Here is a 26635-nt window from a genome sequence, read left to right on the forward strand (position 1 = left end):
ACAACCAGGATGTTGGCTTAGAAGCAGCCATCATTTAAAGAAAGCGTAACAGCTCACTGGTCTAAATAAGGGTCTTTGCGCCGAAAATGTAACGGGGCTAAAGCCATGCACCGAAGCTGAGGATACGTAGTGATACGTGTGGTAGCGGAGCGTTCCGTAAGCCTGTGAAGAAAGACCCGTGAGGGCTTTTGGAGGTATCGGAAGTGCGAATGTTGACATGAGTAACGATAAAGGGAGTGAGAGACTCCCTCGCCGAAAGACCAAGGGTTCCTGCTTAAAGTTAATCTGAGCAGGGTTAGCCGGCCCCTAAGATGAGGCAGAAATGCGTAGTCGATGGGAACCACGTTAATATTCGTGGGCCTGGTGGTAGTGACGGATTGCACAAGTTGTTCAACCTTATTGGATTGGTTGGGCAGCGGAGCGGTTCCAGGAAATAGCTCCACCGTATAGACCGTACCCGAAACCGACACAGGTGGTCAGGTAGAGTATACCAAGGCGCTTGAGAGAACTATGCTGAAGGAACTCGGCAAATTGCACGCGTAACTTCGGAAGAAGCGTGACCCCACTGCACGCAAGTGTGTTGGGGTGGCACAGACCAGGGGGTAGCGACTGTTTATCAAAAACACAGGGCTCTGCGAAGTTGCAAAACGACGTATAGGGTCTGACGCCTGCCCGGTGCTGGAAGGTTAAGAGGAGAGGTGCAAGCTTTGAATCGAAGCCCCAGTAAACGGCGGCCGTAACTATAACGGTCCTAAGGTAGCGAAATTCCTTGTCGGGTAAGTTCCGACCTGCACGAATGGCGTAACGACTTCCCCGCTGTCTCCAGCATAGACTCAGTGAAATTGAATTCCCCGTGAAGATGCGGGGTTCCTGCGGTCAGACGGAAAGACCCCGTGCACCTTTACTATAGCTTTACACTGGCATTCGTGTCGGCATGTGTAGGATAGGTGGTAGGCTTTGAAGCGGGGACGCCAGTTCTCGTGGAGCCATCCTTGAAATACCACCCTTATCGTCATGGATGTCTAACCGCGGTCCGTTATCCGGATCCGGGACAGTGTATGGTGGGTAGTTTGACTGGGGCGGTCGCCTCCGAAAGAGTAACGGAGGCGCGCGATGGTGGGCTCAGACCGGTCGGAAATCGGTCGTCGAGTGCAATGGCATAAGCCCGCCTGACTGCGAGACTGACAAGTCGAGCAGAGACGAAAGTCGGTCATAGTGATCCGGTGGTCCCGTGTGGAAGGGCCATCGCTCAACGGATAAAAGGTACGCCGGGGATAACAGGCTGATGACCCCCAAGAGTCCATATCGACGGGGTTGTTTGGCACCTCGATGTCGGCTCATCGCATCCTGGGGCTGGAGCAGGTCCCAAGGGTTTGGCTGTTCGCCAATTAAAGCGGTACGTGAGCTGGGTTCAGAACGTCGTGAGACAGTTCGGTCCCTATCTGCCGTGGGTGTAGGAATATTGACAGGATCTGTCCCTAGTACGAGAGGACCGGGATGGACATATCTCTGGTGGACCTGTTGTGGCGCCAGCCGCATAGCAGGGTAGCTATATATGGAATGGATAACCGCTGAAGGCATCTAAGCGGGAAACCAACCTGAAAACGAGTATTCCCTTGAGAACCGTGGAAGACTACCACGTTGATAGGCCGGGTGTGGAAGCGCAGCAATGTGTGAAGCTTACCGGTACTAATCGTTCGATTGGCTTGATTGTTCTCATTGCTACTGCTCATCGAAGCGCCTTAGGCGCTTCAATGATCCCAAGCTGTTTTGTCCTGACGCTGTCGTGATCTTCAATCACTGCGCTCCGGACGGGCCGCGTCACGAGACGCGACGGCCCTTGGCCTTGCGGAGCTCTGCTCCGGATGTGCCAAAAGCAGCTTAGAAAAGACGTGTTCAAAACAAATGAAGTCTCAGACTTCAACCAGCTTCTCATTTTTGGTTTTACCCGCATCTGCGGTGTGAAACTTGGTTTGCCAGATGGAGCCTCCTTACGGAGGGTGCAGTATGGCCGGCGCAGGTCCCCTTCGAGCGGAAGCGAGAAGGATAGGGCATCTGCGCCAAGCAAAAACCAAGATTTACACCTGCACTGCAGGTGTAAATCTTGCCCTTAGTTGACCTGGTGGTTATTGCGGGGTGGCTGCACCCGTTCCCATTCCGAACACGGCCGTGAAACGCCCCAGCGCCGATGGTACTCCGTCTTAAGACGCGGGAGAGTAGGTCGCTGCCAGGTCTATTAAAGGCAAGAAAACAAACCAAATCATGCGCCAGAAGGCCAAAGCCTTCGGATAAGCTGCATGATCAACAAAAACCATCTTCTCGACACGCCTTCCGGCTCAGCCAAACAACCGGGCCGCCCTCAAGCGGCCTTTTTGCTTCGCTAATATACACGCCGGATAACAGACAAAAGGGCTGCCAACACAGCCCAAGCGCATACCGCCATTCGGCTAAAGCCGAAGGCGGAGATATTTTGCTAAAGCAAAAATCGGATAACGCGGGGTGGAGCAGCCCGGTAGCTCGTCAGGCTCATAACCTGAAGGCCGCAGGTTCAAATCCTGCCCCCGCAACCAACGATAATTGCAAACTCCGCCACCCAAGCCGGTTCGACGCCAACTCCTCCAGATAGCTCTGGTGGAGTTCTTTTTGTTTTGCTTGAAGCGCTCGCCAGCGACGACATAACTGTGATGGCATTGTATGAAGTGCGTCGCCGTTGTACCATGTAGCCTGACAGTTGCGCAAAGTGCTCAGTGTATAGCCGGAGCCAAAGTCCGGTTGCGCGTTTCAACCCGATGAATAAGTAGCCGCGGATCATGGAACTTATCGTCGCCCTTGGCCTGATCGTCTTCAAGGTCGCGTTTCTGATTGCGATCCTGCTGCTGTTGCCCTTGCCGCTAACCTGGCTGGAACGCAAGATCGCCGGGCACATCCAGCAGCGGATGGGGCCGATGCGCGTCGGGTGGCACGGGCTGCTGCAGCCGGTGGCGGACGGAATCAAGCTCTTGACCAAAGAGGACCACATCCCGGCCGAGGCCGACCGCTTCCTGTTTAAACTGGCGCCAATCCTGGCGCTCGCCCCGCCCTTTGTGGTGTTCGTCGCGATCCCCTTCGGCGAAACCGTCTCGGTCCTCGGCACCGAGATCACGCTCTACGTCTCCAACATGAATGTGGCGCTCCTTTTCGTCTTCGCGGTGATCGGGATCGAAGTCTATGGCGTCATCTTCGGCGGCTGGGCCGCCAACAGCAAATACGCTGTCCTGGGCAGCCTCAGGACCTGCGCGCAGATGATCAGCTACGAGATCCCGATGGGGTTCGCGGTCATCGGCGTGGTCATGTTGGCGCAATCCATGAGCCTGCTCGACATCGTGCGGGCGCAAGCCGATCTCTGGAACATCGTCTACCAACCGGTCGGCTTCTTCGTGTTCTTCGTCGCCGGACTGGCCGAAGCGCAGCGCATTCCCTTCGACCTGGCGGAAGCGGAAGGCGATCTGGGGGCCGGGTTCCATACCGAATACAGCGGTATCCGCTTTGCCTTCTTCATGGTCAGCGAATATGCCATCGTGTTGCTCGTGTCGGTCCTGGTGGTGATCCTGTTCTTCGGCGGCTGGAACGGTGTACTGATCCCCTTGCCACCGCTCCTCTGGTTTCTGCTCAAGGTCGCGTTCTTCGTCTATGTGTTTATCTGGTTCCGCTTCACTTTCCCCCGCTACCGCTACGACCAACTGATGGCGATCGGATGGAAAGTCTTGCTTCCTCTGTCGATGGCGAACATAATCATCACCGGTATTGCTTTCGTTTAGGGGCCACAGCGGCTCCGTAGTGGGGCGGCGATGTCGCGCGCACGGGACACAATTGGAACATGGATCGGCTGGGTGTTCTTCGCCGATCTGGCGAGCGCTTTGGCTCTGACCTTCGGCTACATGTTCTCCAAATCCGTGACCATGCAGTATCCGGACAAGGAAAAATGGTTGCCCTACTCGCGCTACCGCGGGCATCACTTTCTGAAGCGCGACGAAGAGGGCGAGATCAAATGCGTGGCCTGCGAACTCTGCGCCCGGATCTGCCCCTGCGACTGCATCGAAGTCGTCCCCTACGAGGACGAGAAGGGTAACCGTCGGCCGGCAAAATTCGAGATCGATACGGCCCGGTGCCTGTTCTGCGGGCTGTGCGAGGACGCCTGCCCGGCGGACGCGATCGCGCTTGGCCAACAATATGAGTTCTCGAGTTTTTCCTCGCGTGATTTGGTGATCGGGCGCGACGATCTGCTCGCCAAGCCGGGCAAGGCGGCAACCGGCGGCGGCGTGGTTGCCGCGCGCCTGAATACGAAGAAAGACGTGCTCGTCGAAACGAAAGAGACGCAAGGCTACAACTGGTGGCGGAATATCCGCAGAACGTGAACGCGCGCTAGCTCTCAGACCGAAGCGCTCGGACAGGAGGCTTAGATGTTTGTCGGCGATATCATGAAGAACAAGGGTGTCGGTGTCATCGCGGTCGCTCCCGATCAGACGATGGTGGAAGTCCTGAGGTTGTTTCGCGACAACAATATCGGCTTCGTCGTCGTCAGCCAATCGAACGGCGAATACCTGGGTACGCTGTCGGAGCGGGATTGCTGCAATGCAGTGGCGGAATACGGGGCCGAGGCGGCGATGATGCGAGTCGCGGATATCATGAACCGCGATGTGGCGACCTGTTCGACCCGGGATTTACTGCCCGTCGCGATGGGGATCATGACTCGGCGGCGTACGCGTCATGTGCTGGTCATGGATGAGGACGACGTTGTCGGCGTGGTCAGCATCGGCGATGTGGTTAAACACAGGCTCGACGAAGCGCAGCGCACGGAGCAGGATCTGCAGGATTACATCTGCGGGACCAGGTATCACTGACGTGGCCAGCTCGATGTGAAAACGCAGCGTCAGGGCAGCTTGCCGTGGAGGCTTGCAGTGCCTCGGCCCCAAAAAATCTTCAGACCCCGCGCCAGATCCGGCTCGTGCGGTCGACCTCAAGAGTGGCATGCACCTTCTGGACCTCCACCGGGCATGGGTATTCGCCCCGCCGCATCAGGCTGTTGAGACGCAAGGCTCTGTAGTTTTCCGGCACGAAGACGAGGCCCTTGGGAAACTGCCTGTCGACCTTGAGTTGCGCCGTCAATTCACCTCGGGCGGAACGCACGATCACCTCATCGCCATCCGAAAGACAAAGCTGCGCAGCATCCTGCGCGCTCATCGCGACATAGGGGTCGTTGGCGACCGTATTCAGGATCTCCGAGCGTTCGGAAAGGTATCCGTTGTGGAACAGGCAGTCGCCGGTGATCAACATGAGCCGGCCGGCTGCTGCCGGGGCGGGCGGCGCCGCGAAGAACTCGCCAGCCGGTGGCGTCGGGACCGCCCTGGTGAATGCGCCGTCGGCGCCAAGCCCGTCCTGCGTCAACCCCTGATAGGCCGGAACCAGCCGGGTAATCTCGTCGAAAATTTCACCTTGCGTCGATGGCTGCAGCGCCTGGTTGCGGAGCGCCGCGACGAAGTCGAAGATCGCCAGATTGCCTCGCACCTCAAAGGCGGGTTCGCGGAATTTGCGGACCTTCTGGGTCCGGCCCTCGTTGTTGGTGAACGTGCCGGATTCCTCGCCATGACTCGCTGCCGGCAGCACCACATCGGCGAGGCCCGCCGTATCCGTGAGGAAGGCATCCTGGACGATCAGGAGATCGGCGGCACCGAGCGCCTGCTGCACGAACCCCCGGTCGGGATAGGACATCAGGGGGTCGGTTCCGGCGATGTAGAGCCCGCCCATCCGCCCACCGACGCAGAGCTCCAGCATGGCGTCGAGATCCGCGCCGGGTTCAGACGGGATTTCGGCGCCCCAGTTCCGTGCAAGAGTTGTGCGCGCCGCATCATCGGTGACCGCCCGCAACCCCGGGAGAGCCGCCGGCAGAACCCCCATGTCCCAGGCGCCCATCTGGTTGGCACGGTCGAAGAGGAACTGCATCGCCGGGCTCTTGCCGAGCAGGCGGAGAACGTTGAGCAGGTTGTTGAGCTGCTGCAGCGTCGCGCGCGCTTCGGGTGATCTCAGGAGGCCGACGCTGACAAGCACGGTGACGCTGCGGCCTTCCTTGAGCGCGGTGGCCAGCCGATCCGGCCCGTCACTGCCGGTGCTCGCCGCCGGCTTGCCGATTGTCGCGCCGATGTCCGCAAAAGCGCCGCCCGGCAGGGTCTGGCCGTCCGCCGCCATGAACTCGGCTACCACCGCCGCAAGGCACGCCGCTTCTCCGCCCGGCGGCACGCGAACCACCACCCTGGCATCGGCGTCCAGACGGGATGGCCGCGCCGAGAGCATGAGCAATCCGGTCTGCCGCCGCCGCGCGGCATCCCGCAAAAGGTATTCCGTGACCGGGTTTTCCTCGGTCACGTTGCCGCCGACGACAAGCACGCAGTCGTTGCCGATCACGTCGTCCAGCGGTGCGCGGCTGTAGAAGCTTGCCACCAACGGACCGAGCGTATCGAAGGGCGTGGACCAGCGCGTCGAGCAGTCGATGTTGTTGGTCCGGAACACCGTCCGCATCAGCTTCTGGAACTGATAGAGCACCTCGTTGGGCAGGCGCGGCGAGGCCAGCCCGCCGGCAGCCTTGCTCTCGACGGCCGACAGCCGCCGGCGCAGATAGTCCCCAGCTTCATCCCAGGAAACCGGAACCAGGGCGCCATCACGACGGATCATCGGCCGCTTGATCCTGTCCCGGCTCGCGACGAAATCGAGGCCGAAACGTCCCCGCACGCAAAGCGTTTCGCGGTTGAGCCCCTCGTCCCATTTCGAGCGCACCCGCATGAACTCGCCCTTGCGCGTGCCCACCGTCAGCTGGCAACCGGTGCCACAATGCGGGCAGACCGTGTCGGTCTCGACCAGATCCCAGGGCCGCGCCTTGTAGCGATAGGGGAAACTCATCAGCGCGCCGACCGGGCAGACCTCGACGCAATTGCCGCACTGGTCGCAGCTCGCGAGACTGCCCTCGAAGCCGGTGACGGCGGTATCCATGCCTTTTTCGATGGTGCCTAGGGCGACCGCGCCGACGACCTCCTCACACATCCGGACGCAGCGCTGGCACTGGATGCAGCGGTTGACGTTCATGATGATGACCGGGCTGAGACGGATATCCTCGGAGTGGAACACCCGTTTGTCATCGCGGAACCGGCTTTCGCGGGGCCCGTAGGCCATCACCTGGTTCTGAAGCTCGCATTCGCCGCCCTTGTCGCAGATCGGGCAGTCGAGGGGGTGGTTGGCGAGCAGCATGTCGAGCATGGAAGAGCGCGTTTCCTCGATCAGAGGCGTGTTTGCCCGCACCACCATACCATCGGTGACCGCGGTGGCGCAGGACGGCTGCAGCCGCCGCTGCCCCTCGATCTCCACCAGACACATGCGGCAGGAGGCCAGCGCCGGCAGGCGCTTCAGATAGCAGAAGGTCGGGATGTCGATGCCCAAACGCTGGGCGGCCTGCAGCACCGTCGAGCCAGCCTCAACGTCCAGCGTTTGTCCATCGATCGTAATGCTAACCATACTTCCTCGCAGTCCTATCCCAGCGCACTCCTTCGGAGCGGGATGAGGAAAAGTGTGTGCGGTTTTCCGCTCGCATCCCGCTCTAAGCTATTAGAATCGATCACGATGATTTTGGGTCGAGACGACCCAAAATCATCGTGATCTAGTGAAACGGGCACCTCCGCTCCTCGATATGGGCGACGAACTCATCGTGGAAATGCGCGAGTGCGGCCCGCAGTCCCATCGCTGCGCCGTCACCCAAGGCACAAAACGTATTGCCGAAAATGCCTTTGCAGAGCATCTCCAGCTGCTCCAGATCGCCGGGCGCGCCCTTCCCGGCCTCAATCCGGCGCAGTACCTTCACGACCCAGTTCAATCCTTCCCGGCATGGCGTGCACTTGCCGCAGGACTCATGGTGGAAGAACTCGATGATCCGGGTGGCGACCTTGACCATGCAGGTCGAGTCGTCGATCACGATCACGCCAGCCGAACCGAGCATCGAGCCGACGGCAGCCAGCGAGTCGAAATCCATCCCCACCTCCAGCCCGTGCTCCGGGATTAGCGGCGCTGAGACCCCGCCCGGGATCACCGCCTTGATTCTGCGTCCCGGCAGCGGGCCGCCGGCGTGGTTCTCGACCAGTTCGCGCAGCGGTATGCCCATTGGCAACTCGTAGAGGCCGGGTTTGCGCACCTGCCCGCTGAGGCAGTAGAGCTTCGGGCCGGGGCTCTTATCCGGGCCGATGCCCCGAAACCAGTCCGGCCCCCGCATAACGATATGCGGCACGCAAGCGAGCGTCTCGACATTGTTGATCACTGTGGGGCTGGCGTAGAGCCCGGCCACGGCCGGAAACGGCGGCTTCAATCGCGGCTGCGCCCGCTTGCCCTCGAGCGACTCGAGCATCGCAGTCTCCTCGCCGCAGATATAGGCGCCGGCGCCGCAGTGGATGTGGACGGCGAAATTGAAATCCGAGCCGAGAATGCTCGTTCCCAGATAACCCTTTGCGTGAGCCTCGGCGATCGCCTGCTCCAGGCGGCGGATCGCCGTCACATATTCTCCGCGGATGTAGACATAGGCGGTTTTGGCCCCAATCGCGTAGGCGCTTACCGCCAGCCCTTCGATGAGCTGGTGCGGGTCGCGCTCCATGATGATCCGGTCCTTGAAGGTGCCCGGCTCGCCCTCATCGGCGTTGCAGCACAGATATCTCGGCTTGTCGGCCCGCTTCGGCACGAAACTCCATTTCATGCCCGTAGGGAATCCGGCACCGCCGCGACCGCGCAGGTTGGACCGTTTGACGAGGTCGATGACCTCGTCAGGCGTGTACGCGCGCAGCACCTTCGCCAGCGCCTGGTAGCCGCCGCCGGTCTCATAGCTCGATAGCAAATGACCGTCCGACACGTCGACATTTTTGAGAAGAACCGGCTCGAACATGGCGCTACTCTCCCGGCAGTCGCGGAGAGGCGTGCTCAACGCTCGCTACCCGCCCCGCCGTAGCCCGGAGGCTGTCCAAGAGTGCGTTTATCCGCGCGACATCAAGGTCGCCGTGGTAATCGTCGCCGACCTGCATCACCGGAGCCATCTCGCAGGCACCGAGGCACTCGACGGTCGAAAGCGTGAACAGCCCGTCCGGGGTGGTGTCGCCCTTCTTGATCCCCAGCACCGTTTCCAGATGCTTCAGCAGGTCCTCGGATCCGCACAGCATGCAGGAAACATTGTCACAGAGTTGCAGGTGGAACATGCCCACCGGCTCGGTATGGAAGAGTGTGTAGAAGGTCGCCAGCTCGTAGACCCAGATACGCTCGACGCCGAGAATGTCGGCAACTTCTTCCAACACCGGGCCGGGCAGATGGCCATGTTGCCTCTGCGCGATCAGGAGCGCGGGCATGATCGCCGAGCGCTGGTCGGGATACCGCGCCGCAGCCTCTTCGATCTTTTCGCGCATGGTCATCGCGTCCAAATCTCCTGCTACTTGTCCACCTCCGCCATCACGGGGTCGAGGCTGCCGAGCACAGCGATCATATCCGCCAGGTAGCGGGCGTTGGTGACGCCGAAGAGTCCCTGAAGGTTGACGAACGAGGGGGCCCGCACCTTCATGCGGAACGGTTTTGGCGACCCATCACTGATGATGTAGAAACCGAGTTCACCCTTCGGCGCCTCGATCGCCGAATAGACCTCGCCCTTCGGCACCTTGAAGCCATAGGCCGACAGGTCGAAATGCTGGATCAGCGCCTCCATCGAACAGTGCACCCGATCCTTGTCCACCGGGAAGGCGATCGTCGGCATGTCGATCTGGAACGGCCCCTCGGGCATCTGGTCGAGGCATTGTTCGATAATCCGGATGCTCTCGCGCATCTCCTCGACCCGGCACTGCCAGCGCGCGTAGCAATCGCCTTCCTCGCGGGTGATGACGTTGAAGTCGAGCCGGTCATAAATCTCATAGGGCTCGTCGCGGCGGATGTCCCAGTCGACGCCCGAGGCCCGCAGGTTCGGGCCGCTCAGTCCGAGATCGATGGCGTCCTCGGCGGAGATCACGCCGATCCCCTGCGTGCGCTTCAGGAACACCCGGTTGTTATCGATCAGCCGTTCATAGTCGCGGATCCGGTTCGGGAAGATGTCACAAAACTCCCGGATCTTGGGGAAGAACCCGTCGGGCAGATCCTCGCGCACACCGCCGACCCGGCAGAAGGAAGTGTGCATCCTCGCCCCGCTGATCATCTCCAACAGGTCCATGATCATTTCGCGCTCGCGCATGACGTAGAGCAACACGGTCATGGCGCCCAGGTCCAGCGGCAGCGCGCCGGTGATCAGGAGATGACCGGAGATCCGTGCCAGTTCGGCCATCATCACGCGGATATACTGCGCCCGCAGCGGTGCTTCTATGCCGAGGAGTTTCTCCACCGCCAGCGCGAAAGCCAGGTTGTTCGAAGGCGGGCAGAGATAGTCGAGCCGGTCCGTCAGCGGGAAAATCTGGGTATAGGTGAAGCTCTCCGCCAGTTTTTCGGTGCCGCGGTGGAGATAGCCGATATGCGGGTCCACGCGCTTGACGTACTCGCCGTCCAGTTCGAGGACGAGCCGAAGAACCCCATGAGTGCTGGGGTGCTGCGGGCCGAGGTTGAGAAGCACTTCCGTGGTATTGAGCGCTTCGCCTTCCGGCCTGCGGAGTTCGGTGACTTCGGTCATTTCAACTTTCCGGCGTAGAACGGCCTCCCTTACGGAATGTTTTTGGTGGCGAGGTCGGGCTGTGTTGGCGGCGGACCTTCGGCACCGAAGGGGTTCAGCTTGTCCTTGTAGCCCCGCAGCGGGAAATCCTTGCGCTGGGGAAAGCCCTCGAAGCCTTCCCACATGTAGATCCGGCGCAGATCTGGATGCCCCTCGAACCTGATGCCATACATGTCCCAGGCCTCGCGCTCATGCCAGTTGGCGGTGCGCCAGACCCCCGTCACCGACGGGACCCTCGGCGGATCGCCGAGGCGGCATTTGATGCGAACGCGCCATTTGTTCGGCAGCGAATAGAGGTGGTACACGGCCTCGTAGCGCGGCACCAGGGTAATGATCGACCCCGCAGATGTCTGACAGGAAATTGAACCGCAGCGCCGGGTGTTCCTTCAGAAACCGGCAAAGCTCGACGATCATGTCAGGCGGAGCGGCGAAGGCGTGAACACCATGTGCGAAGCCAAGATCGTCGATTGCCTCGCCGAAACGTTCCATGATCAGAGCGCGATAGAGAGACGGCTCCACACTCATGGCGCTGCAACCCGATCCAGAGGCGTTCCGGCCAGCGCGCGGGACCTCTTGATCTTCTCTTGAAGCAGGAGGAAGCCGTGCATCAGCGCCTCGGGCCGCGGCGGGCAGCCGGGCACATGCACGTCCACCGGCACGAATGTCTCCGCCCCCTGCACCACGGCGTAGGTGTTGTAGACCCCGCCGGAGATAGCGCAGGTGCCCATGGCGATGACCCAGCGGGGCTCCGGCATCTGGTCATAGAGCCGGCGCACCACGGGCGCGAACTTCCGCGTTATGGTGCCGGCGATGATCATCACGTCGGACTGGCGGGGCGATGGCCGGAACACCACGCCGAACCGGTCGAGATCGTAGCGCGCGCAACCCGCCGCGATCATCTCGATGGCGCAGCAGGCAATACCGAAGGTCTCGGGCCACAGCGCCGATTTCCGGCTCCAGTTGATAACGCTTTCGGCCGTGGTGAACAGCACGCTGTCGCGGATCGCATTGTTTACGCCTCCCATTCCAGCGCTCCCTTCAGCCAGGCGTAGGCGAAGCCCACGAGAAGCAGCAATATGAAGACGAACATCTCGACGTAACCGACCAGCCCGATGTCTTTCAGGACGACGGCCCAGGGAAAGAGGAACATCGTCTCGACATCGAAGACCACCAGCAGGATCGCAAGGATAAAGAACTGCACCCTCATGCGGCCTCCGGCGGCCTCACCGGCCGCGTCCATGCCGCACTCATAGGGCATGTTCTTTTCGGGATAGGGATTGGACGGGCGCAGCAGCGAGGAGACAAAAAGCGTCGCCCCCGCCACCAGAACAACTCCGGCGACCATGAAAAGAACCGGCAAAAATTCCATTGCAGTCATATCGCACTGCACCGGTCACCCACCGAGGGCCTTCCTCAGGCCGCGACCGACCCGTTCGGGACCGGTAATGCGGTTGCCCCGGGAAGCGACTTGGGCAATCCTTTCTTGAACTGTCAGTCTATGCCGCCGGGCGGATCATTGCAAATCCAATCGATTAGCCGCCAAGCACCGAATGTTGAGCAAGCCTCAGAAACCACGCTGGAAATAGGCCGATGCCGATGGTACCCGCGGCGGTGAAGGCGAGCGTGGCGCGGACCAAAGGCGTCAGCGCCGGGTCGAACGTCCTCTCCGGCTCGCGCATGTAGATCACCATGACGATGCGGATGTAGAAGTAGGCGGCGACGACACTCAGCAGCACTGCGATCACCGCCAGCATGACGAAACCTCGCTCGACGAGCGCGACCAGCACGTAGAACTTGGCGAAGAACCCGGCCGTCGGTGGAATGCCGGCCAGCGAGAACAGATAGAGCAGCATCAGAAGCGCCAGCCCGGGATGCGACTTGGAGAAACCCGCGTAGTCCTCGATAACCTCGCCCGAGAAATCGCCGTTCCGCATCATGATGACGGTGCCGAAAATGCCGAGATTCATGAAGGAGTAGATCAGCAGGTAGAGCATCACGCTGGCGACCCCGTCCGCGCCGCCGGCTGCCACGCCGAAAATGGCAAACCCGGCATGGGCGATGCTGGAATAGGCCAGGAGGCGCTTGAAATTATCCTGCACCAGCGCCACGAAACTGCCGAGCGCCATCGTCACCACCGCAATGACAGCGACGATGATCCAAACCTCCGAGGCTGCGACCAGCGGGTTGAGGAACACCCGCAGGATCACCGCGAACCCCGCCGCCTTGGGGCCCACCGACATGAAGGCGGTGATCGTCGTCGGAGCGCCTTCATAGACGTCCGGCACCCACATGTGGAACGGCACCGCGCCGACCTTGAAGACCAGCCCGGCGACGATAAAGACCACGGCCAGCAGCAATCCGGGATCGAGCGGATCGCCGGTCACCGCCGCAGCCATCCCGTCCAGTTGCGTCGTGCCGGTGAGCCCGTAGATCAGCGAAACGCCGTAAAGGAAAATCCCGGTCGAGACCGAGCCAAGGATCACGTATTTCAGCGCCGCTTCGTTCGACCGCCGCTCTCGCCGCAGGAAGCCGGTCAGCACATAGGTGCAGAGCACCATCAGTTCGAGGCCCACATAGATCGACAGGAGATCGGTCGCCGAGGCCATGATCATCATTCCCGAAAGCGCAAACAGCAGCAGGACATAGTATTCGCTGCTCCCGATCCCTTCGATATCGGCATATTTTCGCGAAAGGAGGAATGTCAGAACGGTGGCTAGGTAGAACACGAACTTGAAGAAGACCGCAAAGCGGTCGGCGATGAACATGCCCGTGTAGGCCGGCCGCACCTCGCTCGCCAGCATGAGTGTCGCCAAGGCGGCAATCAGCACGACCGCGACGGAAGCCCAGACAAGGAAATCTTCCTGTCGCTTTCGCACAATCTGTCCCAGGATCAGCAGGATGCAAGCCCCAGTCACCACCACGATCTCGGGCAGGCTCGCCAGAACCGACTGGAAAAGCGCGGCGGCGGTCATTGGCCGCTCCCCTTGTCGTGCACCTGCGCCAGCAGATGCTTTACCGAGGCGTCGATGATGTTGAGAAAGGGTTTCGGATAGAGCCCGACCCAAACCACGAAGACGGCCAGCGGCAGGATCGCAGCCATCTCGCGGGCGTTGACGTCGCGTATCTTGAACCGGGCGCCGACGCTGGCCGGACCAAGCGCGACTTTCCTATACATGCCGAGCAGATAGGCCGCGCCCAGCAATGCGCCCAAAACGGCGGCCGCGCCGGCGGCCAGGTTGGCCGCAAACCCGCCCGACAGCACCAGCAACTCGCCCACGAACGAATTCGTTCCCGGCAGCGCCATCGACGACAGGGTGAACAGCGCAAGAAACACGGTATAGACCGGCGCCGCCTTCATCAACCCGCCATAATCCGCGATGCTGCGCGTATGTGTCCGCTCGTAGATCAGGCCGACGAACAGGAACAACGCGCCCGTCGTTACGCCATGATTGAACATTTGCAGGATGCCGCCTTCGAGCCCGCGCAGGTTCAGCGCAAAAATCCCTAGCGTCACGAAGCCCATGTGGCTGATGCTGGAATAGGCCACGAGCTTCTTCAGGTCGTCCTGCGCCAGCGCAAGCAACCCGCCATAGACGATCGCAAGCGCCGAAAGCGCCAGCATCAGCGTCGAATAATGAACCGACGCCTCCGGCAGCATCGGCAGCGAGAACCGCAGGAATCCGTAGGCGCCCATCTTCAGGAGCACTCCGGCGAGGATGATGCTGCCCGCCGTCGGCGCCTGCACATGAGCGTCCGGCAGCCAGGTATGGACCGGGACCATCGGCACCTTGACGGCGAAGGCGATCAGGAAGGCGAAGAACAGCCAGGACTGGACCCGGAACGGCAAATCCTGCGCTGTCAGGGCGAGGATGTCGAACGTCTCGCCGCCGTGGAAATAGAGCACGATGACACCGATCAGGAACAGGAGGCTGCCCGCCAGCGTGTAGAGGAAGAACTTGAACGCCGCATAGACCCGGCCGCCGCCGCCCCAGACGCCGATCATCAGGTACATCGGGATCAGCATCGCCTCCCAGAAGACGTAGAACAGGAACAGGTCGAGCGCGCAGAACACCCCCAGCATCAGCGCCTGCATGACCAGCAGACTGACCATGAACTCCTTCACCTTGCGGTCGATCGCGACCCACGAGGCGAGCACGCAGATCCAGCCCAACAGCGCGGTCAGGAACACGAAGAGCGCGCTTATCCCGTCGATGCCAAGCGCATAAGTGATCCCGAGCGCGGGCACCCACGGGCGCGTCTCGATGAACTGCATCTCGTGGGTCGTGGTGTCAAAGCTGGCCAGCATGGCGATGCAGAGAGCGAGGTCGATGACGGTGACACCCAGCGCTGTCCACCGCACCGCATCGTCGCTGCGGAGAAACATCAGAACCGCTGCCCCGGCGGCGGGCGTGAATACGATGAGGCTAAGGAGAGGGAACGCCATGGCTCCCCCTACCGCCACGCCACGGCGAAGACGACAGTGGCTGCGACCACACCGACGATCATCGCCAGCGCGTAATGGGTCACGACGCCGGTCTGGAGCCGGCGCAACGCCCCGCCGCCGCGCAGGATCGAGCGGGCGACGCCGTTCACGACGGCGTCCACGCCGGTGAGATCGATCCACAGCCCCGCCCGTGCCGCCCCATGCAGGAAAGGCAGCGCCGCGGTCTCGGACACGTCGCTCACCGCCTTCTCGTAGCGCGCCAGCGGTTTTTCGGCGAGCCACATGAAGAACCGCGCGCCCTTGCGGTAGAACCAGTCGGTGTCGATGCTGATCGTGTTCTCGGGGTCGAGCGCCCTGAGGAATATGACAAAGCCCAAGGCGGTGAACATCAGCACGCCGAGGCTCTCGGTGACATGGACGCCGGTGTAGGGTTCGAAATCGACCGGATAGGGCAGAAGCGCGTAAAGTGGCTGGGGGAACACCCCGATCGCGATGCAGAGCACCGCCGCCATACCCATCGCAACCAGCATGTTTCGGGGAGGTTCCCGCGCCTCCAGTTGTCGGTCCGTGCCGAAGAACATGTAGTACGGGAGCTTGAGTCCGGTGTGCAGGAACGTCCCCGACGACGCCATCGTCAGTGCCAGCACCACCAGCGCGCGGTGATCCTGTTCGGCGGCGGCCACCACCATCGACTTGGTGACGAAGCCCGAGAAGAATGGAAATGCCGAAATCGCGAAAGCGCCGACCATGTAGAGCGCCACTGTCAGCGGCATGGTCCTGTAGAGCCCACCAAGCTCGGTGAGCTTGCGACGGCCGGTGACGTGGATCACCGCCCCCGCGCCCATGAACAGGAGCGCCTTGTAAATGATATGCGCGAAGGCGTGGCTGGTGGCCCCGTTCACCGCCATCTCAGTCCCGATGCCGACGCCCGCCACCATGTAGCCCACCTGGCTGACGATGTGGTAGGCGAGGAGCCGCCGGCAGTCGTTCTCCAGCACCGCGTAGATGACGCCGTAGAGCGCCATTGCGGTGCCGAGCCAAACCAGAAGCTCGGTCCCCGGAAAGGCCCGGGCCAGCACATAGACGGCGGTCTTGGTGGTGAAGGCGCTCATGAACACCGCCCCGGTGACGGTCGCCTCCGGATAGGCGTCGGTCAACCAGGCGTTGAGCGGCGGCACCGCAGCATTGAGAATGAACCCGGCAAGGATCAGGTAGGCGCCCACGCCCATGCCGCCCTCGATCGGGGCCCCCTCGATCGGGCCAAAGAGCAGCGAGCCGGTGGCGAGCCCGTGGAGAATGACGCCGCCGAGCAGGGCGACGCCGCCGGTAATATGGACCATGAGATAGCGAAAACCGGCGGCGACCGCCTGCCGGCCGCCCTGGGCGAAGATCAGATAGGCAGAGGCAAACGCCATGCTTTCCCAGAACAGGTACAGGGTCAGGTAGTCGCCGGCGAAAACCACGCCAAGCGCGCTGCCGACGTAGACGAACGCAGCGACATGCTGGCCGGCGCGCGTCAGATGCAGCGCGTAGACCGTCCCGATCAGCGCCATAATGGTGAAAACGGTGGCGAAGACGATGCTCAGCTTGTCCACCTTCGCAATCAGAATTTCCTGCCCGATGAACCGCGCCTCGCCATAGCTGCCCGGCTGCATCGTGAGCACGGCGAGGATCGCCAGCGTCGGGATCAGCAGCAGATAGGCCTTGCGGATCGACCCTCTGAGGAACGGGATCGGCAGAGCGCCGAGAATGAAGAGCAGGGCCGGATGGATGAAGTCAGTCATAATAATCCTCGCGCCGCATCAGCCCGCCCTGATGGCCGAGAAACTTGGAAACGAAAATCAGCAGCACGCAGGATAAGAAGCCGTAGACGGCCGACCAGCCCGGCAGGCGGTCCCACAGGTACTCGGCGTGCTGGCGGGAGACCACGAAGTCGGCGATGACGATCAGAACGAGCACCAGATAGTACAACCGGCGGCGCTGCCTCGCATGTTCTTCGTCACCAAAGAAATCGACCACGCGCTTTATCATCTGACGACTCCTTCCGCCAGGGCGAGGAAATAGTCGGGGAAGATGCCCATCAGCACCGACAGGATAGCGGTCGCGACTAGCGGGATCGTGACCATAGGAATTTCACGGACCGTCGCCCGGCTCTCCTGCGTCTCCACCTCGAAGAAGGCGGTATAGCTGACCGGCAGGAAATAGGCGGCGTTCAGGATCGAACTCACCAGGAGCACGGCCAGGAACGCGATCTGCCCCGCCTCCACCGACCCCTGTGCCAGATACCACTTGCTGACAAAGCCCGCGGTCGGCGGCACCCCGATCATGCTCAGCGAAGCGATGAAAAATGCCCCCATCGTCCACGGCAGCCTGCGGCCGATCCCGGCCATGTCGCTGATGTTGCGCTTGCCAGACGCGCAATAGATCGACCCGGCGCAGAAAAAGAGTGTGATCTTTGAGAATGCATGAGCTGCAATGTGGATGATCCCGCCGACCATCGCGACCTGCGACAACAGAACCGCGCCCAGCACGATGTAGGAGAGCTGGCTGACCGTCGAATAGGCGAGCCTGGCCTTCAGGTCGTCCCGCGTCAGGGCGTAGACCGACGCCATCAGGATCGTGAACGAAACCAGATAGGCCGTGGCGATGCCGAGGCCCAGCTCCCCAACCAGCCCCGTGCCGAAAACATGGAACACCACCCGCAGCACGCAGAACACGCCCATCTTGACCACGGCCACCGCATGCAGGAGCGCACTGACCGGTGTCGGCGCCACCATCGCCGCGGGCAGCCAGGCGTGCATCGGCATCACCGCAGCCTTGGCGAAGCCGAAAAGATAGCAGAAATAGATGACCGTCAGCAGCGCCGCCGAGGCATCGACCCCCGAGAGCAACCCCCCCGCCACAAAATCGAGCGACCCGGCAATGTGGTAGGTCAGCGCCAGCGCGGCGAGCAGCACGCTTTTCGACGCGCCCATCAAATAGACGAGGTACTTGCGGCTGCCCGTCCATCCCTCTTCGTCCTCGTGGTGGTAGACGAGCGGATAGGTAACGAGGCTGAGCACCTCGTAGAAGATCACCAGCGTAAACAGATTGGCGGCGAAGGCGCCCCCGACGGCCGCCGCGAGGCTGGCGGCGAAACAGGCGAAGAACCGGGTCTGCGCATGCTCGTTCAAGTGCCGCATGTAGCCGATGGAATAGATCGCCGCCACGATCCACAGCAGCGACGAGACGGTGGCAAACACCATGCCGAGCGCATCGACCCGGAAGGCGAAGTCAATCCCCGGCAAAATCTCGAACAGGCGCAAATCGACCGTCCCGCCCGCCAGCACCGTGGGCGCCATCGAGGCGACAATTGCGAACATGGCGATCGCGGCCAACGGCGAGACGACATCGCGGAGTTTCTCGCGGTTGTTCAGAAGGAGAACTGCAAGGGCCGCCAGGCCTGCGACGGCGACGGCAAGCAGCGGCCGGATCGATATCACCGGGTCCAAGCCGCTATCCTTTCATCATGGTCACGTCGTCGACCTTGAGGGTGGACTTGTTCCTCACGAGGGCGACCAAGATACCGAGAGCGACGGCAACCTCCGCCGCGGTGATTGCGATGACGAAGATCGCGAAGATCTGCCCGCGGAAATCGCCGTAGTAACGCCCGAAAGCGATGAAATTGATGTTGACCGAGTTGAGCAGCAGCTCCAGCGACATCAGCACGACCAGAATGTTGCGCCTGAGCAGCACGCCCGCCGCTCCGATCACGAACAGGACCACTCCGAGCAAGATATACCACGAGAGCGGAACCATCACTCCCACTCCTTCCGCGCCAGCACGATGGCGCCGACCAGGGCCGCCAGCAGGATGACGGAGGCTACTTCAAACGGCAGGAGATAGTCGGCAAAAAGTGTCGTGCTGAGCTGCCTGATGTCATCGCCGCCGCGCATAGCGACGGGCTCCGTGACCGAAAAGCGGTCGCTCCAGAGCACCAGCACAAGCATCTCGACCCCAAGCAGGACGAGCAGCACCATTGCCGGCAGGTTGCCGCCCGGCAAGAACCGCTGCAACACCGCTTCGCGCACATCGATCATCATGATCACGAATAGGAACAGGACCATGATCGCGCCGACATAGACGAAGATCTGGATGACCGCGAGCAACGGCGCCTCGAGCAAGACGAAGATTGCCGAGATTTGCAGGAAACACGCCATCAGCGCCAATGCGCTGTGAACCGGATTCCGCGCCAGGACCACCGTCAGGGCCGTGATCACGGACACCGTAGCGAACAGAAGAAAGAACCCCCGATCCATCGACGCCGACCCCCCGACGCGAACTGTCACTCGGCGCGAGACGGCCGGATTTGAGATAGCGCCGCACTTCAGATGCGTTCACAAATTGTGCCCTAGTATCGGATTTTTCACAAGATTATTGTCATTGGCGGAGCAAAACCAGGCCGGCCCGGATGTGGCGAAGGCCGCTCGCGAAGCACGCTCTTCAGTAACCGGCAGATAGAGCATGGTGTCGCCGGCCCAGTAGACGGAGGGCTCGCCCACCGCCTCAAAGGCTGAAGCCCGCGATCTGTCCCTGGCCTGACACTCGGGCGCAGCTGGAACTCAGCCGCGCCCGAGCGCCTTTCCGCCCGGATCAGGCGAGATCGAAGCGATCAGCGTTCATCACCTTCGTCCAGGCCGCCACGAAGTCACGCACGAACTTGTCTTGCGTGTCGCTCTGACCGTAGACCTCGGCAAGCGCCCGCAGCTGGGAGTTCGAACCGAAGACGAGATCGACACGGGTACCGGTCCACTTCATTTCGTCCGTATTGCGGTCGCGTCCCTCGAACACATACTTCGTTTCCGGGGCTGCTTTCCACGCTGTGCCCATGTCGAGCAGGTTCACGAAGAAGTCGTTGGTGAGCGTCTCGGGGCGCTTGGTGAGGACGCCGTGCTGGGACTGTCCGGCATTTGCGTTCAACACGCGCATGCCGCCGACGAGAACCGTCATCTCCGGCGCGGTCAGCGTCAGCAGTTGCGCCTTGTCGATCAGCAACTCCTCCGGCGAAATGGAATATTCGCCCTTCTGATAGTTGCGGAACCCGTCGGCGATCGGTTCGAGAACGGCAAAGGAGTCCACATCGGTCTGCTCCTGGGTCGCGTCGGTGCGGCCGGGCGTGAAGGGGACCTCGATGTGGTGACCGCCGTTTGCCGCCGCCTTCTCGATGGCTGCCGCGCCGCCGAGAATGATCAAGTCTGCGAGCGACACCTTCTTGCCGCCAGGCTGGGCGTCGTTGAACGCTTTCTGGATACCCTCAAGCGTCTCGAGCACGGTGGCCAGCTGCGCCGGCTGGTTGACCTCCCAGTCCTTCTGGGGGCTAAGACGGATGCGCGCACCGTTCGCACCACCGCGCTTGTCGGAGCCGCGGAACGTTGACGCCGACGCCCAGGCGGTCGAGACCAGCTGGGAGATGGGCAGTCCCGATGCAAGGATCTTGCCCTTGAGATCGGCGATGTCCTGCGCGTCGATCAGGACGTGGTCAACAGCGGGGACCGGATCCTGCCAGATCAGGTCCTCTACCGGAACTTCCGGGCCGAGATAGCGCACGCGCGGGCCCATGTCGCGGTGGGTCAGCTTGAACCACGCCCGGGCAAACGCATCAGCGAACTGATCCGGATTCTCGAAGAAGCGCCTCGCAATCTTTTCGTAGGCGGGGTCGAAGCGCAAGGCGAGGTCGGTGGTCAGCATGGCTGGTGCGTGGCGCTTGGACGCGTCGTGCGCATTCGGTACCGTACCGGCGCCGGCACCGTGTTTCGGTGTCCACTGATGTGCACCGGCCGGGCTCTTCGTCAGTTCCCATTCGTAGCCGAACAGGTTCCCGAAGAAGTTGTTGCTCCACTTCGTCGGCGTCGTCGTCCATGTGACTTCCAGGCCACTGCCGATCGTGTCGCCGCCTTTGCCGGTCCCAAAGCTGCTTGTCCAGCCGAGGCCCTGCTCCTCGATGCCGGCACCCTCGGGCTCAACACCAACATGGGCGGCATCGCCCGCGCCGTGGGTCTTGCCGAAGGTATGCCCGCCCGCAATGAGGGCGACGGTCTCCTCGTCGTTCATGGCCATGCGCGCGAAGGTCTCGCGGATGTCCCGGGCGGCGGCAAGCGGATCGGGATTGCCGTTCGGACCTTCCGGATTGACGTAGATCAGGCCCATCTGTACGGCGGCGAGGGGATTTTCGAGGTCTCGTTCGCCGGAGTAACGCTTGTCGGCAAGCCAGGTGTCCTCAGCGCCCCAATACACGTCTTCCTCGGGCTCCCAGACATCCGCGCGGCCGCCGGCAAAGCCGAATGTCTTGAAGCCCATCGACTCCAGAGCGCAGTTGCCGGTGAGGATCATCAGGTCGGCCCAGGAGATCTTGTTGCCGTATTTCTGCTTGATCGGCCAGAGCAGCCGGCGCGCCTTGTCGAGGTTGACGTTGTCCGGCCAGCTGTTGAGCGGCGCGAAACGTTGCTGGCCGGCTCCCGCCCCGCCGCGGCCGTCGCCGGTGCGGTAGGTGCCGGCGCTGTGCCATGCCATGCGGATGAAAAGCGGGCCGTAATGACCGAAGTCGGCCGGCCACCAGTCCTGCGTGTCGGTCATCAGCGCGAAGAGATCCTTCTTAAGGGCCTCCAGGTCGAGCTTCTTGAACTCATCCGCATAGTTGAACGCCTTGCCCATCGGGCTGGACAGGGAGGAGTTCTGGTGGAGAATCCGGAGGTTCAACTGGTTCGGCCACCAGTCCCGGTTCGACCTGCCGCCATGGGCCGTGTGCACGACCGGACACTTGCCCGCGGTTTCGACTTTTGAATCCATGTTTTTCTCCCTTGCGATTACTTGAAGTGGGCCATCCAGACCGCCCTGAAGCAAAAGAGCTCATGGCGTTCGACGTCTGGAGGGGCTGGACGTCAACAAGCTACGCCCCATCGGTGGCCGTTATATGCCGGGTGTGACGGTGGCTGCATCTCATCTCTGCTTTAGGCACTATACCCAAGCCGTTTGATTAATTTAAGTTGGATTTTCTGATCGCCGCGATAAGGTGCGGTTATGACAAATTTGACACTCAAGCAGCTGCGCTATTTCGAGGCGTTGGCACGACAGGGCCATTTCGGACGCGCGGCGGATGTCTGCGCGATCTCCCAGCCCGCCTTGTCGATGCAGATCAAGGAACTGGAAGAAACACTGGGCACAGAACTCTTCGAAAGAGGCGCGCGTCAAGTCCGGCTGACCAGCTTCGGAGAAGCGTTTGCTCCGCGTGTGCGCGACATCCTGCGCTCTGTCGATGAGCTGGCCGACCTAGCGCGCGCCTCGCAGGACCGGCTGGTGGGGCGGCTGCGGATAGGCATCATCCCGACGGTCGCGCCCTACCTGCTGCCTGCAATAATCGGCAACCTCACCCGCATGCATGACGGGCTTGAGGTTCACGTGCGCGAGACGCTGACCTCGAAGCTGGTTCAGGAGCTGGCAGAAGGCCGGCTCGACACGGCAATTGTTGCGTTACCGGTATCCGAACCTTCATTGAACGAGGTCGCGTTGTTTTCGGAGAATTTCGTGCTGGTGCGCCCAGGCGAGGATGAAGGCAAGCCAGTGCCCAATCGCGAAGCGCTACGTGAAATGAGGCTGCTTCTCCTGGAAGAGGGGCACTGTTTTCGCGATCAGGCCTTGTCGTTCTGCAATATGCATTCGGCGCTGCCGCGAGAGTTGCTGGACGGTAGCTCTCTGTCCACGCTGGTCCAAATGGTCGGCGCCGGCATTGGTGTGACTTTGATCCCGGAAATGGCCGTGGGGGTGGAGACGCGCTCGGCGTCAGTGTCTGTCGCGCGCTTTCAGAATGTCCAGCCCTCGCGAACAATTGGCATGATCTGGCGCAAGACAAGCCCCTTGGCCAAACAGTTCCTGCAGATTTCTGAAGTCGTTCGTCAATCAGCCGATGCGATGCGCGAGCAATACAACATCTTGGACGCGAGAGCCCGGACCTAAAGGCCACATGCTGCCATTCGACGATCGCACCGTGCTCGAGTGCAATTTCGATGGCATCGCGGCATCAGGGCTAAGATCGCCGCCCCTTTGCTGCAAGTCTCTGTGGCTTCAGGCCCCCGCGACCAGACAAAAGAAAAGCCGCCCTTTATGAACTGACCCCCGAAAGTGCAAAACCTAAGCGAAACCTGTCCGAATCGGTCGCACGATGCCCGGTATGAATACAAAGTCGAATATTCAGCCGCGAGGCGTCAAGCCTGAAGCGGTGAAGCTGGTGAAGGAACGCGGCTGGAAAATGAGTTTCCACGGCTCAGGTGGCCGCCGTCCTTTCTTTCTTCGATCGCAGTCGCTCTTCAAGCCGCTGCATGACGACGAAGAGCGAAGGCACGAAGACGACCGTGAGGCAGGTCGAGCCGAGCATGCCGGTGAGGACGGCGATGCCGATCGATTTCTGGGCGCTGGCGCCGGCGCCGGTCTGCAGCACCAGCGGTACGACGCCGAGAATGAAGGCGATCGATGTCATGAGGATGGGCCGGAACCGATTGCGGGCGGCTTCCACTGCCGCTTCCAGGATAGTCCTGTCGCCCTGCAGCCGCATGTGCCGGGCCGTCTCGACGATCAGGATGGCGTTCTTCGCCGAAAGCGCGATCAGGAGCACCAGCCCTATCTGGGTATAGAGGTTGACCGGCGCCTTTACGGCGAGCAGCGTCGCCGCGGTCCCGATCAGGGCAAGCGGCACGGTCGCGATCACCGAGACCGGCGCGCACCAGCTCTCGTATTGGCCGGCGAGCACGAAATAGACGAGAACGAGGCTCAGCGCGTAGACGACATAGATCTGCCCGCCAAGCTCCCGCTCCTGGAACGAGACAGCCGTCCATTCGGTGCCGAAATCGCGCGGCAGAAGCTCGCGGGTGATGCGCTCCAGCTCGTCCAGCGCCTGGCCGGTGCTGAAGCCTTGCGCCTGCGCGCCGATGATCTGGGCAGACGGATAGAGGTTGTAGAGGCTGATCAGCGAGGGACCGGTGACGGCCTTCACCTCGGCGAGCGCGCCGAGCGGCACCATCTGGCCTGAATTGCTGCGGATGCGGAGCTGTTGAAGATCGGCGAGCTCGATGCGCCTGTTTGCCTCGGCCTGTACATAGACCTGGAAGATGCGGCCGAAGAGGCTCACCTGTCCGGCATACGAGGAGCCGATGAATTGACTCACGGTATCGTAGGCGCTGCCGGTATCGATGCCGGCGCTTTCAGCCTTGGTGCGGTCAATGGAGACCGAAAATTGTGGCGCATCGGCCCGGAAAGGGCTGAAAGCCTGTCGGAAGATCGGATTATTCTGCGCGGCGTCGGCAATCGAGCCGGCTGCCCGTTGCAGGGCCGCATAATCGAAATTGCCATTGCGGGCCTCGATCTGGAGTGCGAAGCCTGCGGCATTGCCGATGCCCTGGATCGGTGGCGGCGGCAGGACCATGGCTTCGCCGTCCGGCAGGTTCGCGGTCAGCTCGGTCAGTTTGTTATACAGTGAAAGCAGGTCCTCGCCTTGCTCGCGGACGCTCCAGTCGGACAGGATGACATAGACCACGCCGGCATTGGCGAGGCTCGCGTTGTTGTTCACAGCCGAAAGCCCGCCGATCGCGATGACCGTATCGACCGCGCCGATGGTCTCGACGCGCTCGCGCACCTGTTCCATGGCCGCCTTCGTGCGCTCCAGCGAAGCGCCTTCCGGAAGCTGTACGGACACCAGGAAATAGCCCTGGTCCTCGACCGGCAGGAAAGTGGTCGGCACGCGGGAAAGCAGATAGACCGAGAGGCCGACCAACGCGACGGCCACCACCGTCAGCACGATGCTGATCTTCACCATCCGCGAGACCAGTGCGGCATAGACCCTTTCGCAGGCATCGTAGACGCGGTTGAAGCCGCGATAGAAGATGTTCTTGCGGTGCCCGGGCGGATGGGCCTCGAGCCAGAGGGCGCATTGGGCGGGCTTGAGCGACATGGCGTTGACAGCGCTGATCAGGGCTGTCGCGGCGATCACCAGCGAGAACTGCCTGTACATTTCGCCGCTGAGGCCGGGCAGGAAGGTGGCCGGCAGGAACACGGCGAGCAGCACCAGAGTGATGCCGAGGATCGGTCCGGTCAGTTCCTGCATGGCAAGCACGGCCGCATCATGCGGGCTTTTGCCTTCCTCGAGATGTTTGGCCGCCGCTTCCACCACGACGATCGCGTCGTCGACGACGATGCCGATCGCCAGGATAATGGCGAACAGCGTCGAGAGGTTGATCGAGAAGCCGAACATGGCGAGCGCTGCAAAGGCACCTATGATCGTCACCGGCACGGTTGTCGCCGGCACCAGCGTCGCACGCCAGTCCTGCAGGAAGACGAGGATCACGAAAAGCACCAGCACGGCGGCTTCGACCAGCGTCTGGTAGACATCGCCGATCGCGGCAGAGACGAAGCGGGTTGTATCGAAGGGAATGGCGTGGCTCATTCCTTCCGGGAAGGCCTGCGCCAGTCCGTCCATCTTCACCTTGACGCGCTCGATGACATCCAGTGCATTGGCCTCCGGCAGCAGGAAGAGAGCGAGCCCCGCCGCCGGGCGGCCGTCCATGGAGAAATCCTGGTTGTACTGCTGGGCGCCGAGCTCGACCCGCGCAACGTCGCGCAGCCGGATGACCTGGCCGTTTTCCGACACCCGCACGATGATGTCCTCGAACGAGGGTACGTCGGCAAGCTTGGAATCGAGCTTCAGCGTGTACTGGAAATTCTCGCCCGCCGGCACCGGCGGGATGCCGAGCTGGCCGGCCGATGTGGAGCGGCTCTGCTTGTTGACCGCGTTGATGATGTCGGCGGGGATGAGGTTGCGCGCCGCGAGCAGCTCGGGGTCCATCCAGATGCGGACAGCATATTGGCCCGAGCCGAAGACGACGACATTGCCGATGCCGGGAATGCGGGAAACTTGGTCGATGACGTTGATCGTTGCGTAGTTCGCCATGAACAGGCTGTCATGGGCGGGATCGGAGGATGAAAGAGCGACGATCGCCAGGATCGCCGTCGACCGCTTCGCGGTCTGTACTCCCTGCGCCTGCACTGCATCCGGCAGAGCCGGAAGCGCACTTGCGACCCGGTTCTGCACGAGGATCTGCGCCTCGTCCGGATCGGTTCCGATCGCAAACGTGACTGTCAGCGTGTAGGTGCCGTCGCTGGTCGCGGTCGATTGCATATAGAGCATGCCTTCGACGCCGTTGACCTTCTGCTCGATGGGAAGGGAGACGTCACGCACGATGGTTTCCGCATTGGCGCCGGGATAGCGGGCGGTCACCTGCACCGAAGGCGGCACGACGTTCGGATATTGCGACACCGGCAGGCGGGTCAGCGCCACGAGCCCGAGGATCATCGTCAGAATGGCGATGACATTGGCAAGGACCGGCCGGTCGATAAAGAACTTCGCTATCATGACGATCCCTGCGAATTTGCTG

The 26635-nt window shown here is 61.7% G+C and carries 19 protein-coding genes, 1 tRNA gene, 2 rRNA genes and 1 pseudogene (1 of these 23 running past the window's edge); 7 read left to right on the plus strand and 16 right to left on the minus strand.

The features are described from left to right. The 6 genes from ACSQ3F_RS10885 to ACSQ3F_RS10910 all read left to right on the plus strand — a co-directional run. Positions 1–1714: ribosomal RNA gene (locus tag ACSQ3F_RS10885) — 23S ribosomal RNA — on the plus strand; it begins 1239 nt to the left of the window's first position. A 404-nt stretch (positions 1715–2118) separates the two neighbouring features. Beyond that, positions 2119–2233: ribosomal RNA gene (rrf, locus tag ACSQ3F_RS10890) — 5S ribosomal RNA — on the plus strand. Between the two features lie 260 nt (positions 2234–2493). Continuing rightward, positions 2494–2570, plus strand: a tRNA-Met gene (locus ACSQ3F_RS10895). 240 nt (positions 2571–2810) lie between these two features. Next, on the plus strand, positions 2811–3797 hold the full coding sequence (gene nuoH, locus ACSQ3F_RS10900; protein WP_436100219.1) for an NADH-quinone oxidoreductase subunit NuoH: 987 nt from the start codon (positions 2811–2813) through the stop codon (positions 3795–3797). A gap of 30 nt (positions 3798–3827) precedes the next feature. Beyond that, entirely contained in the window at positions 3828–4394 is a 567-nt protein-coding gene (locus tag ACSQ3F_RS10905) for an NADH-quinone oxidoreductase subunit I (RefSeq protein ID WP_436100220.1), read from the plus strand. A gap of 45 nt (positions 4395–4439) precedes the next feature. Next, complete coding sequence (locus tag ACSQ3F_RS10910) at positions 4440–4880, plus strand: CBS domain-containing protein (protein WP_436100221.1); 441 nt, start codon at positions 4440–4442, stop codon at positions 4878–4880. Between the two features lie 79 nt (positions 4881–4959). On the opposite strand, the gene nuoG is transcribed toward ACSQ3F_RS10910, so the two are convergent. From nuoG to katG, 15 genes and pseudogenes are all read right to left on the minus strand, one after another. Then, complete coding sequence (gene nuoG / locus ACSQ3F_RS10915; protein ID WP_436100222.1) at positions 4960–7539, minus strand: NADH-quinone oxidoreductase subunit NuoG; 2580 nt, start codon at positions 7537–7539, stop codon at positions 4960–4962. Between the two features lie 142 nt (positions 7540–7681). Continuing rightward, complete coding sequence (nuoF, locus tag ACSQ3F_RS10920) at positions 7682–8947, minus strand: NADH-quinone oxidoreductase subunit NuoF (RefSeq protein WP_436100223.1); 1266 nt, start codon at positions 8945–8947, stop codon at positions 7682–7684. A gap of 4 nt (positions 8948–8951) precedes the next feature. Further along, positions 8952–9464, minus strand: coding sequence for an NADH-quinone oxidoreductase subunit NuoE (nuoE, locus tag ACSQ3F_RS10925; protein ID WP_436100224.1), 513 nt, complete (start codon positions 9462–9464; stop codon positions 8952–8954). A gap of 17 nt (positions 9465–9481) precedes the next feature. Next, a complete protein-coding gene (nuoD, locus tag ACSQ3F_RS10930) occupies positions 9482–10696 on the minus strand; it encodes an NADH dehydrogenase (quinone) subunit D (protein ID WP_436100225.1) in 1215 nt (404 codons plus the stop codon). 29 nt (positions 10697–10725) lie between these two features. Next, positions 10726–11260: pseudogene (locus ACSQ3F_RS10935) on the minus strand (NADH-quinone oxidoreductase subunit C). Next, complete coding sequence (locus tag ACSQ3F_RS10940; RefSeq protein ID WP_436100226.1) at positions 11257–11760, minus strand: NuoB/complex I 20 kDa subunit family protein; 504 nt, start codon at positions 11758–11760, stop codon at positions 11257–11259. Before ACSQ3F_RS10940 ends, ACSQ3F_RS10935 begins: the two are co-directional and overlap by 4 nt. Beyond that, positions 11748–12113, minus strand: a complete 366-nt coding sequence (locus tag ACSQ3F_RS10945) for an NADH-quinone oxidoreductase subunit A (RefSeq protein ID WP_436100227.1) — start codon at positions 12111–12113, stop codon at positions 11748–11750. The genes ACSQ3F_RS10940 and ACSQ3F_RS10945 overlap by 13 nt, the downstream gene beginning before the upstream one ends. A 154-nt stretch (positions 12114–12267) precedes the next feature. After that, positions 12268–13707, minus strand: coding sequence for an NADH-quinone oxidoreductase subunit N (locus tag ACSQ3F_RS10950; protein ID WP_436100228.1), 1440 nt, complete (start codon positions 13705–13707; stop codon positions 12268–12270). After that, positions 13704–15179 (minus strand): NADH-quinone oxidoreductase subunit M, encoded by a 1476-nt coding sequence (locus tag ACSQ3F_RS10955; protein ID WP_436100229.1) that lies wholly within the window; start codon positions 15177–15179, stop codon positions 13704–13706. Before ACSQ3F_RS10955 ends, ACSQ3F_RS10950 begins: the two co-directional genes overlap by 4 nt. 8 nt (positions 15180–15187) lie before the next feature. Continuing rightward, positions 15188–16963 carry a Na(+)/H(+) antiporter subunit D gene (locus ACSQ3F_RS10960; RefSeq protein ID WP_436100230.1) on the minus strand — a complete coding sequence of 592 codons (1776 nt, stop codon included), beginning with the start codon at positions 16961–16963 and terminating at the stop codon, positions 15188–15190. Then, positions 16956–17210 (minus strand): hypothetical protein, encoded by a 255-nt coding sequence (locus ACSQ3F_RS10965; protein WP_436100231.1) that lies wholly within the window; start codon positions 17208–17210, stop codon positions 16956–16958. Before ACSQ3F_RS10965 ends, ACSQ3F_RS10960 begins: the two co-directional genes overlap by 8 nt. Further along, complete coding sequence (locus ACSQ3F_RS10970; protein ID WP_436100232.1) at positions 17207–18670, minus strand: monovalent cation/H+ antiporter subunit D family protein; 1464 nt, start codon at positions 18668–18670, stop codon at positions 17207–17209. Before ACSQ3F_RS10970 ends, ACSQ3F_RS10965 begins: the two co-directional genes overlap by 4 nt. Positions 18671–18674: 4 nt before the next feature. Then, on the minus strand, positions 18675–18977 hold the full coding sequence (gene nuoK / locus ACSQ3F_RS10975) for an NADH-quinone oxidoreductase subunit NuoK (protein ID WP_436100233.1): 303 nt from the start codon (positions 18975–18977) through the stop codon (positions 18675–18677). Then, a complete protein-coding gene (locus tag ACSQ3F_RS10980; protein ID WP_436100234.1) occupies positions 18977–19477 on the minus strand; it encodes an NADH-quinone oxidoreductase subunit J family protein in 501 nt (166 codons plus the stop codon). The genes nuoK and ACSQ3F_RS10980 overlap by 1 nt, the downstream gene beginning before the upstream one ends. A 334-nt stretch (positions 19478–19811) precedes the next feature. Continuing rightward, positions 19812–22004, minus strand: a complete 2193-nt coding sequence (gene katG, locus ACSQ3F_RS10985) for a catalase/peroxidase HPI (RefSeq protein WP_436100235.1) — start codon at positions 22002–22004, stop codon at positions 19812–19814. A gap of 231 nt (positions 22005–22235) precedes the next feature. On the opposite strand from katG, the gene ACSQ3F_RS10990 reads away from it, so the two are divergent. Beyond that, entirely contained in the window at positions 22236–23168 is a 933-nt protein-coding gene (locus tag ACSQ3F_RS10990) for a LysR substrate-binding domain-containing protein (RefSeq protein ID WP_436100236.1), read from the plus strand. A 307-nt stretch (positions 23169–23475) separates the two neighbouring features. Here ACSQ3F_RS10990 and ACSQ3F_RS10995 read toward each other — a convergent pair whose 3' ends face one another. Then, entirely contained in the window at positions 23476–26613 is a 3138-nt protein-coding gene (locus tag ACSQ3F_RS10995; RefSeq protein ID WP_436100237.1) for an efflux RND transporter permease subunit, read from the minus strand. Between the last annotated feature and the right edge of the window lie 22 nt (positions 26614–26635).

It is taken from the genome of Pararhizobium sp. LjRoot238 (assembly GCF_964252955.1).
Classification (GTDB): Bacteria; Pseudomonadota; Alphaproteobacteria; order Rhizobiales; family Rhizobiaceae; genus Pararhizobium.

Coding starts and splice junctions, on each gene's coding strand:
- ACSQ3F_RS10910 (WP_436100221.1), top strand. CDS start 4,440: ATGTTTGTCGGCGATATCATGAAGAACAAGGGTGTCGGTGTCATCGCG.
- ACSQ3F_RS10950 (WP_436100228.1), bottom strand. CDS start 13,707: ATGACCGCCGCCGCGCTTTTCCAGTCGGTTCTGGCGAGCCTGCCCGAG.
- ACSQ3F_RS10945 (WP_436100227.1), bottom strand. CDS start 12,113: ATGACTGCAATGGAATTTTTGCCGGTTCTTTTCATGGTCGCCGGAGTT.
- ACSQ3F_RS10955 (WP_436100229.1), bottom strand. CDS start 15,179: ATGGCGTTCCCTCTCCTTAGCCTCATCGTATTCACGCCCGCCGCCGGG.
- ACSQ3F_RS10980 (WP_436100234.1), bottom strand. CDS start 19,477: ATGGATCGGGGGTTCTTTCTTCTGTTCGCTACGGTGTCCGTGATCACG.
- nuoF (WP_436100223.1), bottom strand. CDS start 8,947: ATGTTCGAGCCGGTTCTTCTCAAAAATGTCGACGTGTCGGACGGTCAT.
- ACSQ3F_RS10995 (WP_436100237.1), bottom strand. CDS start 26,613: ATGATAGCGAAGTTCTTTATCGACCGGCCGGTCCTTGCCAATGTCATC.
- nuoK (WP_436100233.1), bottom strand. CDS start 18,977: ATGGTTCCGCTCTCGTGGTATATCTTGCTCGGAGTGGTCCTGTTCGTG.
- nuoH (WP_436100219.1), top strand. CDS start 2,811: ATGGAACTTATCGTCGCCCTTGGCCTGATCGTCTTCAAGGTCGCGTTT.
- nuoD (WP_436100225.1), bottom strand. CDS start 10,696: ATGACCGAAGTCACCGAACTCCGCAGGCCGGAAGGCGAAGCGCTCAAT.
- ACSQ3F_RS10990 (WP_436100236.1), top strand. CDS start 22,236: ATGACAAATTTGACACTCAAGCAGCTGCGCTATTTCGAGGCGTTGGCA.
- katG (WP_436100235.1), bottom strand. CDS start 22,004: ATGGATTCAAAAGTCGAAACCGCGGGCAAGTGTCCGGTCGTGCACACG.
- ACSQ3F_RS10965 (WP_436100231.1), bottom strand. CDS start 17,210: ATGATAAAGCGCGTGGTCGATTTCTTTGGTGACGAAGAACATGCGAGG.
- ACSQ3F_RS10905 (WP_436100220.1), top strand. CDS start 3,828: ATGTCGCGCGCACGGGACACAATTGGAACATGGATCGGCTGGGTGTTC.
- ACSQ3F_RS10940 (WP_436100226.1), bottom strand. CDS start 11,760: ATGGGAGGCGTAAACAATGCGATCCGCGACAGCGTGCTGTTCACCACG.
- ACSQ3F_RS10960 (WP_436100230.1), bottom strand. CDS start 16,963: ATGACTGACTTCATCCATCCGGCCCTGCTCTTCATTCTCGGCGCTCTG.
- nuoG (WP_436100222.1), bottom strand. CDS start 7,539: ATGGTTAGCATTACGATCGATGGACAAACGCTGGACGTTGAGGCTGGC.
- nuoE (WP_436100224.1), bottom strand. CDS start 9,464: ATGACCATGCGCGAAAAGATCGAAGAGGCTGCGGCGCGGTATCCCGAC.